The 7,714-nt window shown below is 67.7% G+C and carries 9 protein-coding genes; 5 read left to right on the top strand and 4 right to left on the bottom strand.

The window, feature by feature from the left end; translation table 11 throughout:
* Positions 1-158: 158 nt before the first annotated feature.
* Genes BM125_RS19345 through BM125_RS19335 form a run of 3 tightly spaced genes read right to left on the bottom strand, consistent with a single transcriptional unit; the run spans position 159 to position 2,221 of the window.
* The gene (locus tag BM125_RS19345) at positions 159-425 is read right to left on the bottom strand and encodes an acylphosphatase (RefSeq protein WP_092411069.1); all 267 of its coding nucleotides are present in this window, start codon (positions 423-425) and stop codon (positions 159-161) included.
* Positions 426-431: 6 nt separating this feature from the next.
* On the bottom strand, positions 432-929 hold the full coding sequence (locus tag BM125_RS19340) for a TlpA family protein disulfide reductase (RefSeq protein WP_092411067.1): 498 nt from the start codon (positions 927-929) through the stop codon (positions 432-434).
* Entirely contained in the window at positions 926-2,221 is a 1,296-nt protein-coding gene (locus BM125_RS19335; protein ID WP_092411065.1) for a YihY family inner membrane protein, read from the bottom strand. The genes BM125_RS19340 and BM125_RS19335 overlap by 4 nt, the downstream gene beginning before the upstream one ends.
* Positions 2,222-2,292: 71 nt before the next feature.
* Here BM125_RS19335 and wrbA point away from each other — a divergent pair, with 71 nt between their 5' ends.
* A complete protein-coding gene (gene wrbA, locus BM125_RS19330; RefSeq protein ID WP_092411063.1) occupies positions 2,293-2,892 on the top strand; it encodes an NAD(P)H:quinone oxidoreductase in 600 nt (199 codons plus the stop codon).
* Entirely contained in the window at positions 2,889-3,221 is a 333-nt protein-coding gene (locus BM125_RS19325; protein WP_092411061.1) for a DUF2069 domain-containing protein, read from the top strand. The genes wrbA and BM125_RS19325 overlap by 4 nt, the downstream gene beginning before the upstream one ends.
* Before the next feature lie 154 nt (positions 3,222-3,375).
* Here the strand turns inward: BM125_RS19325 and BM125_RS19320 are convergent, their stop codons facing one another.
* Positions 3,376-4,293: a LysR substrate-binding domain-containing protein gene (locus BM125_RS19320; RefSeq protein ID WP_092411071.1), complete on the bottom strand. Its 918-nt coding sequence runs from the start codon at positions 4,291-4,293 to the stop codon at positions 3,376-3,378.
* A gap of 112 nt (positions 4,294-4,405) precedes the next feature.
* On the opposite strand from BM125_RS19320, the gene BM125_RS19315 reads away from it, so the two are divergent.
* From BM125_RS19315 to BM125_RS19305, 3 genes are all read left to right on the top strand, one after another.
* On the top strand, positions 4,406-4,990 hold the full coding sequence (locus BM125_RS19315; RefSeq protein ID WP_092411059.1) for an FMN-dependent NADH-azoreductase: 585 nt from the start codon (positions 4,406-4,408) through the stop codon (positions 4,988-4,990).
* 67 nt (positions 4,991-5,057) lie between these two features.
* On the top strand, positions 5,058-6,737 hold the full coding sequence (locus tag BM125_RS19310) for an acyl-CoA dehydrogenase family protein (RefSeq protein ID WP_092411057.1): 1,680 nt from the start codon (positions 5,058-5,060) through the stop codon (positions 6,735-6,737).
* A gap of 24 nt (positions 6,738-6,761) precedes the next feature.
* Positions 6,762-7,250 (top strand): asparaginase domain-containing protein, encoded by a 489-nt coding sequence (locus BM125_RS19305; protein ID WP_092411055.1) that lies wholly within the window; start codon positions 6,762-6,764, stop codon positions 7,248-7,250.
* Positions 7,251-7,714 lie beyond the last annotated feature (464 nt).

The following is a 7,714-nucleotide window of genomic DNA, read 5'->3' as shown; positions in this document are numbered from 1 at the left end:
AAGCCGACGCCGCCCATTCGCGGTTTCCGTAGGAGCGCGTTCACGCGCGATGCTCTTCGCCACCTTGCGATAAAGGCATCGCGGCTGAAGCCGCTCCTACAACGAAGCCGCAACGCGCTGAGCGCCAACGAAGCCCGCGCCGCATGGTCCGCCCATGCCTACCGCGTGTAGAAGCCCTGCAGGGCCTGCTCCTCGAGGTCCTCGCGCACGACTTCATCGACCCGCGCGCCGATCGGCCCCTGGCGCAGCCACTGTTCGAGCTGTTGCAGTGCCTCTTCGCTGCCTTCCGCCAGCACTTCGACGCGGCCATCACGCAGATTGCGCGCGTGCCCGCGCAGCCTCAGCCTGAGGGCCTGGGCGCGCGTGCCAGCACGGAACGAGACGCCCTGGACATGACCGGAAACGTGGAAGCGCGCGCAGGCCATCGCGACTCAGGGTTTCTTCGCCGGCTTCCGCGCGGCCATCGCCTGGACCAGGTCCTTGTCCTTGATCGGACCGAGGAAGTGCCGGGCGACGGTTCCGTCGGGGGCAATGAGGTAGGTGGTCGGCAAGCCGCGCGGCGTATCGAAATCCTTCGGCGGCTCGTTCACGTCGACCTGGGCGATCGGGTAGCTGACCGGCCGCTGCTTGAGGAAGTCGATGATTTCCTGGCGATCGGTATCCTCGTAGGCGAGGCCGATGCCGACCACATCCTCGCGCGCTTCGATGAAGGCCGACAGCTCGGGCATCTCGGCGACGCACGGCGCACACCAGGTTGCCCAGAAATTGACCACGACCCATTTGCCGCGCTGGCTGGCCAGGTCGAAGGTCTTGCCATCGAGGGTGTCGACCTTGAGCGTGGGTTGACGGGCCGATTCGGTGTCGGCGGCGCGCGCGGTCGCGCTGAAGGCGAGCAGGCTGGCCAGGAGCAGGCAATGACGCAGATTCATGGGGCGTTTTCTTCCGGGTCTGGAGGGGCAGCTTCGACTTGCAACGGCGGTACGGTGATCAGCGAGGCCAGGGGCAGATCGAGGCGCTCGTGCAGCAGCGCCGCCAGCTCCCGCAACGGACTGCGGCCGTGTGCGTCCATGGTCTGTCCCGGCAATGGCGTATTCTCGATCGGCAAACGGTAATCGCCCTCGCGATAGAGGTCCAGCAGGGTAACCCTGGACAGGTCGCGGGCGAGTATCCACTCGCCCATCTCCGAGCGCCGGATCACCGACATCTCGCAAAGGTCACCGAGGTAGCGCTGCAGCAGGTCATCGGTCAGGTAGGGCTCGTTCTCGAGCAGTTGCGCGCTGTGCAGGCCACGGCCGTCGCGATGCGCGGCGGCCAGCTGGCCGAGCACGTGCAGCATGCCGGCCAGTTCCTGGTCGCGCGAGATGCGCTCGCTGGCCGGGCGGTAGTCGAACGAACTGAGCGATGCCGCGATCGACGCACCGAGCAGGACGATGATCCACGACAGGTACATCCAGAGGAAGAAGATCGGCACGATCGACAGCGCACCGTAGACCTGCTGGTAGGTGGCCAGGGTGCCTGCGTACCAGGCGAAGCCGTGCTTGGCCAGCTCGAACAGCACGGCCGCGATGAGGCCGCCGATCGCCGCGTCGCCGAAACGAACGCTGCGGTTCGGAATGACCATGAAGCCGGTGATCAGGGCGGTCCAGACGATCAGGAACGGCAGCGCCGCCAGGACCCGGGTCTTGATCGAGAACTGGGTCGCCGCAGCATCGATGAACGGCAGGGCGACCAGGTACGAGCTGATCGCCAGCGCCGCCACCAGCAGCATCGGGCCGAGGCTCAGCGCGGTCCAGTAGATGACGAAACGCGAGGCCGGGCCACGATTGGACTTGACCCGCCAGATCCGGTTGAAGGCATCCTCGATGCTCATCATCAGCGAGATGGCGCTGAACACGAGGACCAGCACGCCGATCGTGGTCGCCTTGCTCGCATTCGCCGCGAACTCGGTCAGGTAGCTTTGCACGACGTCGCCGGCGGCCGGCACGAAGTTGTTGAACACCCATACGGTCAGCTTGTCGCGCCATTCCTCGAACACCGGGAATGCGGCGAGGATGCCGAGGATCGCCGCGGTCAGCGGTACCAGCGCGAACAGGGTCGTGAAGGCCAGGGCGCCGGCGGTCTGCAGGCAGCGATCCTCGAGAAAGCGCTGCCAGGTGAACTCGAGGAAGGCGAGGCTGCGCTCGCGCGTGAGTCGGGACGTGGCAAACTTCGGGATGGCCATCTGGCGAGGTTAGCCTAACCGTCCACCCCGGCCAATCCGCGCCGGCCCAATGCCGAGGAATCCGTCCACCCATGAGCGAAGTGCTGGTTCTCTACTACAGCCGTACCGGCAAGGTCGCCCAGCTCGCACGCCTGGTCGCCCGCGGTGTCGAGGAAGTGCCGGGCATGCGCGCGCGCCTGCGCACCGTACCGCCGGTGGCGCCGGTCACCGAAACCACGGCGCCGCCGGTGCCCGAGGAAGGCGCGCCGTACGTCGATGCCGAGGACCTGCGCGAATGCACGGGCCTGATCCTCGGCAGCCCGACCCGCTTCGGCAACATGGCCGCGCCGCTCAAGCATTTCATCGACAGTCTCGGCGCCGAATGGGCCTCGGGCACCCTGGCCGGCAAACCGGCCGGCGTGTTCACGGCGACCAGCACCATGCACGGTGGCCAGGAAAGCACCCTGCTGACGATGATGCTGCCCCTGCTCCACCACGGCATGCTGCTGGTCGGCATCCCGTTTACCGAGGCGGCCCTGAACCGGACCGTATCGGGAGGCACGCCCTATGGCGCCAGCCATGTCACTGGCAGCAGCGGCGACAACCCCTTCAGCGAGGACGAAAAAACCCTGGCCCGCAGCCTCGGCCGCCGGGTCGCCGACGTCAGCGCCCGACTGGCGGCCGGTGCATGACGCCGCTGCGCTGGGGATACGTGGCCTGGGCGGCCCTGCTCGTGCTGCAGCCGCTCTGGCACGGCTGGCTGGCGCCGCCGGCCAATGGCCGCATCGGCCTGGCCCTGCTGCTGACCGTGCCACCGTTGTTGCTGCCGCTGCTGGCCCTGCGCCGCAGCGGCCGCCGCGCCCTGCTCTGGGTCGGCATCCTCAGCCTCGGGTACTTCGTGCATGGCGTGGTCGCGGCCTGGGCCGAACCGACGGCGCGCCTGCCCGCGCTGATCGAAGTCGCCCTCTGCGCGATCCTGATCGGCACGCTCGGCTGGATCGCGCGCAGCGGCAAGGCCTAGATGATCGCGCGGGGCCCTGGATTCACACGGTTTTAGGCGAATGAGGGGATAGCGGGCCCTGTCGCCGAATGAGGCGAACGTCGCGTGGATACAAGGAACCAGCGAGGACGCGCGTAATTCATGAACAACCCGGGCTTGGCCTGACCCAGCGCCCTCAGGCGACGCGCAGGCGCTCGGCGAGGAAATCGACCATCGCGCGCACGCCGGGCAGCAAGCCGCGCCGGGTTGGATAGACGAAATGGAAGATGCCCTCGGGCATCGACCAGTCCGGCAGGATCTCGACCAGTTCGCCGCGCGCGATCGCGGCCGCAGCGGTCATGTCGGGGACCAGGGCTACGCCGATGCCGCGCACGGCAGCGTTGACCAGGACCGGAAAGCTGCCGCAGACGAGGCGAGGCTGCATGCGGATCTGCTCGCGTTCGCCGGCCGGGCCGAACAGGTCGATCGACTGCACGCCGTCGAGCTCGCGCATCGACAGCAAGGGCAGCGGCGCCAGTTCCTGCGGCGATCGCGGCTTGCCGTGGCGCTCGAGGAAAGCCGGGCTGGCGACCAGGACCACCCGCGACTGGCCGATCGTGCGCAGGACCAGGCTGGCATCGGTGTCGATCACGGTGCGCACGCGGATCGCGATGTCGAAGGCCTCGCCGACCAGGTCGACGCGGCGGTCGCTGACCAGCAGGCGCACCTGCATCTTCGGATAGCGGGCGAGGAACTCGGGCACCAGCTCGGCCATGACCGTCGGTGCCAGCGAGATCGGGCAGCTCAGCCGGATCCACCCGCACGGTTCGCTGCGCAGTTCCTCGACCACGTCGCGGGCCGCCTCGGCCTGCTCGATCATGGCCTTGCAGTGGGCCAGGAAGCGCTCGCCGACGTCGGTGACGACGAAGCGACGCGTGGTCCGCTGCAGCAGGCGCACGCCGAGCCGTTCCTCGAGCTTCGCCACGCGGTTGCTGAGGCGTGACTTCGGCACGCCAAGAGCGCGCCCGGCCGCCGAAAAGCCGCCGTGCTCGACCACCTCGACGAAGAACCGCAAGTCGTTGAGATCGCTCAGCGCATCGTCGTCCGGCCGCATCATCGTTCTCCTCGGTGAACGAACCATTCAATTTTCACCTACTTATCGCCTCATTGTACAGGACATAGTCTAGATGCACCGCTGGCCAAGCCAGCTTCAAGCCGAGATTCCCATGAAACTGATCCATCTCGATTCGAGCGCCCTCGGTGCCCATTCGGTGTCGCGCGAACTGACCGCCGCGATCGTCGAAGACTACCGCCGCGTCCACCCGGGCCTTCAGGTGCAGTATCACGACCTCGTCGCCGAGCCGCTGCCGCACTGGACCCCGGTCGCCGACGCCGACCATCCGACCGTCGCCCGCGGCGGCGAGTTGCTCGAAGAATTCCTCGCCGCCGACGTCGTCGTCATCGGAGCGCCGATGTACAACTTCGGCATCCCGAGCCAGCTCAAGGCCTGGATCGATCGGGTCGCGGTCGCCGGCAAGACCTTCCGCTACGGCGAGAACGGGCCGGAGGGCCTGGCCGGCGGCAAGAAGCTGGTCATCGCCTCGTCGCGTGGCGGCGTGTACAGCGCCGGTTCGGCGGGCGCGGCGATGGATTTCCAGGAAACCTACCTGCGCGGCGTATTCGGCTTCCTCGGCATCACCGACATCGAGGTGGTCCGCGCCGAAGGCGTCAACATGAGCGCCGAGCACAAGCAGAAGGCCATCGCTGCGGCGCGCGCATCGATCGCTGGCGAGCAGCGCAAGGCCGCGTAGGCGACACGCTCCGGTCTCCCGCGAGGGAGACCGGAAGGCCCGGCGGGCGGGGTCTATAATCCCGCCCATGAGCCATCCGCGCGCGCCCGAACTCGACAACCAGTACCGCAGCGACCGCGTCCTGCAGACCTGGCTGCACCAGCATCTGCCCGTCGACATGCGCCAGGCGATCGAGGCCGACCTCGACGCCCTCGGCGCGCACGCCGCACAGGCCTGGCATGAAGCGCGTTCGCGCACGCCGCAGAAGCCGGTCCTGACCCAGTGGGATGCCTGGGGCGAGCGCATCGATCGCATCGAATCGACGCCGGTCTGGCAAAACGGTGCGGTCATGGCCGCGCGCTATGGCCTGGTCGCGGCCGGGCACGAATTGCAGTTCGGCGAATTCGCCCGCTGCGACCAGTTCCTGCGCGTCTACCTGCACCACATCGCAAGCGAGTTCCACACCTGCCCGCTGGCCATGACCGATGGCGCCGCGACCGCGCTCAAGGCCTCGGGCAACCACGAGCTGATCGAGCGCGCGCTGCCGCGCCTGACCGCGCGCGAGGCCGACCGGCTCTGGCTGTCCGGCCAATGGATGACCGAGCGGATCGGCGGTTCCGACGTCGGCAACAGCGAAACCGAAGCGCGCCGCGACGAACAGGGCCAGTGGCGCCTGTACGGGCGCAAGTGGTTTACCTCGGCCGTGATCGGCGAGATGGCCCTGACCCTGGCGCGGCCGCAGGGCGCCGCCGAAGGCGCCGACGCGCTGGCCATGTTCCAACTCGAAACCCGCGACGCCGAAGGCCGCTGGAACGGCATCCGCATCGATCGGCTCAAGGACAAGCTCGGCACGCACGAACTGCCCACTGCCGAAATCCATCTCGATGGCGCGCTGGCGACGCCGGTCGGCGGACTCGATCACGGCGTGCGCCTGATCGCGCCGATGCTCAACGTCACGCGTACCTGGAATGCCGTCTGCGCGCTGGCCACGATGCGCCGCTGCATCGTCCTCGCCACCGCCTATGCGCGCCAGCGCGAAGCCTTCGGTCGGCCACTGATCGAACACCCGCTGCACGTCGCCACCCTGGCTGACATGCAGGCGGAATTCGAGGTCGCGTTCCAGCTCGTCATGCAGGTGGCCCATCTGCTCGGGCGCAGCGAACGCGGCCTGGCCAGCCAGCGCGACGCTGCCCTGCTGCGCCTGCTGACGCCGCTGGCCAAGCTCTGGACCGGCAAGCTCGCCGTGCGCATCGCCTCGGAAACCTGCGAGGCCTTCGGTGGCGCCGGCTATATCGAGAACACCGGCATTCCGCAGTTGCTGCGCGATGCCCAGGTCTATCCGATCTGGGAGGGCACGACCAACGTGCTCTCGCTCGATGCCCTGCGTGCGATTTCCAGCGTCGGCTTCGAGCCGCTGCTCGAAGCGGCCGCCGCATTGCTCGACGAAGCGGATGCCAGCGACGCCGCGGCGCGCATGGAATGGCCGCTGCGCGAAATCCGCGCCGCCCTCGTCACGATCCGCGAATGGCTGCCGCGCCAGGCCGCCAACAAGGAAGCCATGCAGGCCGGCGCGCGCGGACTCGCGATGAGCCTGGCCCGAACCTTCGCCGCCGCCCTGGCCTGCCGCAACGCGACGCGCGCGGTGGCCGGGCGCATTGATGCGCGCGCGGCGCAGTCGCTGACCCGCTTCATTGCGCTCGGCCTGACCGAGCTGCGCCCCTTCGATCCGAGCCGGGCCATCGATCTGCTCGAACCGGCATCCCGTTGAATTCCGTTTTCCCAAGGACCTTCCATGCAGCACCTTTCCATCGTCACCACCGGCGGCACCATCGACAAGATCTATTTCGACGACAAGTCCGCCTATGAAATCGGCGATCCGCAAATCGGCAAGATCCTCGAGGCGCTCGGCGTCGCCTTCACCTTCGACGTGCTGCCGGCCCTGCGCAAGGACAGCCTGCATCTCGACGAATCCGACCGCGACCTGCTGCGCCGGCTGATCGAGGCGCAGCCGCACCGGCACGTGCTGGTCACCCACGGCACCGACACCATGGTCGAGACCGCCGCCGTGCTGAAGGACATCGAAGGCAAGGTCATCGTCCTCACCGGCGCGCTGAACCCCGCGCGCTTCCAGGGCTCCGATGCGGTGTTCAACATCGGCTGCGCGGTCGGTGCCGTGCAGACCCTGCCCGACGGCGTCTACATCGCCATGAACGGACGCATCTGGAATCCGGCCCACGTGCGCAAGAATCGCGACGCCAACCGCTTCGAATCGATCGCCTGAAAAGACGCCGGCTCCGGTCTGTTCGTAGCCTTGCGACAAAGCCCAGCTTCGCCGTGTAACGCTGCAAGCAAGAACCGGAAAAGTGAACCATCGCGTATCCGGAATCATGCGGACTCGCGAAACGCCTTTCCTGCTCCCGGCGGGAGAAGGGTCGGAAGGCACAGTCAAGCGCACTCGCGCCCCACTCTTCCTTCTCACCCCCGGAGAAGGTGCCGAAGGCGGATGAGGGTCCGGGCGAAGCGCGATTTTGACGCCACGGCGCACCCTCATCCGACGCTTCGCGCCACCTTCTCCCGATGGGAGAAGGGTTAAAAGCTGCAACCATGCGGCTCGCGAAACGCTCTTCCTTCTCCCCCCGGGAGAAGGGTTAAAAGCCGCAATCATGCGGCGTGCGCCCCGCTCTTCCTTCTCCCCCCGGGAGAAGGTGCCGAAGGCGGATGAGGGTCCGGGCGAAGCGCGATTTT

The organism is Dokdonella immobilis (assembly GCF_900115085.1).
In the GTDB taxonomy this organism is placed as follows: domain Bacteria; phylum Pseudomonadota; class Gammaproteobacteria; order Xanthomonadales; family Rhodanobacteraceae; genus Dokdonella; species Dokdonella immobilis.
The sequence above is the reverse complement of the archived record's forward strand: the minus strand, read 5'-3'. Positions and strand labels throughout refer to the sequence as shown.

What these genes read in the sequence shown, in the direction of transcription:
- BM125_RS19320 (WP_092411071.1), bottom strand. Translation starts at nt 4,293, where the DNA reads ATGCGGCCGGACGACGATGCGCTGAGCGATCTCAACGACTTGCGGTTC.
- wrbA (WP_092411063.1), top strand. Translation starts at nt 2,293, where the DNA reads ATGAGCGAAGTGCTGGTTCTCTACTACAGCCGTACCGGCAAGGTCGCC.
- BM125_RS19340 (WP_092411067.1), bottom strand. Translation starts at nt 929, where the DNA reads ATGAATCTGCGTCATTGCCTGCTCCTGGCCAGCCTGCTCGCCTTCAGC.
- BM125_RS19325 (WP_092411061.1), top strand. Translation starts at nt 2,889, where the DNA reads ATGACGCCGCTGCGCTGGGGATACGTGGCCTGGGCGGCCCTGCTCGTG.
- BM125_RS19315 (WP_092411059.1), top strand. Translation starts at nt 4,406, where the DNA reads ATGAAACTGATCCATCTCGATTCGAGCGCCCTCGGTGCCCATTCGGTG.
- BM125_RS19310 (WP_092411057.1), top strand. Translation starts at nt 5,058, where the DNA reads ATGAGCCATCCGCGCGCGCCCGAACTCGACAACCAGTACCGCAGCGAC.
- BM125_RS19305 (WP_092411055.1), top strand. Translation starts at nt 6,762, where the DNA reads ATGCAGCACCTTTCCATCGTCACCACCGGCGGCACCATCGACAAGATC.
- BM125_RS19335 (WP_092411065.1), bottom strand. Translation starts at nt 2,221, where the DNA reads ATGGCCATCCCGAAGTTTGCCACGTCCCGACTCACGCGCGAGCGCAGC.
- BM125_RS19345 (WP_092411069.1), bottom strand. Translation starts at nt 425, where the DNA reads ATGGCCTGCGCGCGCTTCCACGTTTCCGGTCATGTCCAGGGCGTCTCG.